The sequence below is a fragment of the Pseudomonas sp. SB113 genome (assembly GCF_040754745.1).
GTDB classification, from domain to species: domain Bacteria; phylum Pseudomonadota; class Gammaproteobacteria; order Pseudomonadales; family Pseudomonadaceae; genus Aquipseudomonas; species Aquipseudomonas grimontii.
The window spans coordinates 1-539 of record NZ_JBFMHW010000098.1 but is presented as its reverse complement, the minus strand read 5'-3'; the positions used below and the strand labels follow the sequence as shown (position 1 = coordinate 539).

General features: G+C 57.0%; 1 protein-coding gene and 1 pseudogene. Both read left to right on the top strand.

The window, feature by feature from the left end; all coding sequences use genetic code 11:
* Nucleotides 1-195 (top strand): hypothetical protein (locus AB1462_RS31620; protein ID WP_367249011.1); only part of this gene is annotated, 195 nt, incomplete at its 5' end.
* 1 nt (nt 196) lies between these two features.
* Nucleotides 197-539, top strand: a pseudogene (locus AB1462_RS31615) (hypothetical protein); the annotation flags it as partial.

The following is a 539-nucleotide window of genomic DNA, read 5'->3' as shown; positions in this document are numbered from 1 at the left end:
GTATTTCTCGGTGTTGAATGGAAATTCGTGAAGGCCGTCGGCGTCGATGAAGAAATCACCGGGCGTGTCGAAATCAAGGACGTTCGCGACGACAAGCCTATCTGCAAGATCGAAACCAGCGTTCGCAATGAAGCCGGTGAAGTCTGCCTGACTGGTACTGCTACCGTTTTCACCGTTGCGCTCGCAAAGAACTGAAATGTCCGCGTCGAGGCCCATAAAAGCTGAAGTTTCAACCGCGGTCCGGGGTGAAAATCCCTGGATCGTGCTTGGCGTTTTATGCGTTGCGGTAGTCTTTTCTCTGACGACATGGTTTTCCGCGACTGCCGTCACACCCGAACTGAAAGTCGCATGGTCGCTGTCGGATACGGCAGTTGGCTGGCTGACGAACGGTGTGCAAATCGGCTTCGTTACCGGTGCGCTGCTGGCTAGTTTCGTCAACCTCCCCGACATCGTCAGGCTGAACCGGCTGATGGCCGCTTCGGCGGCGATTGCCGCACTTGCAAACGCCATGCTGCTGCTCGAGCCCGGCCCTGCCGGTG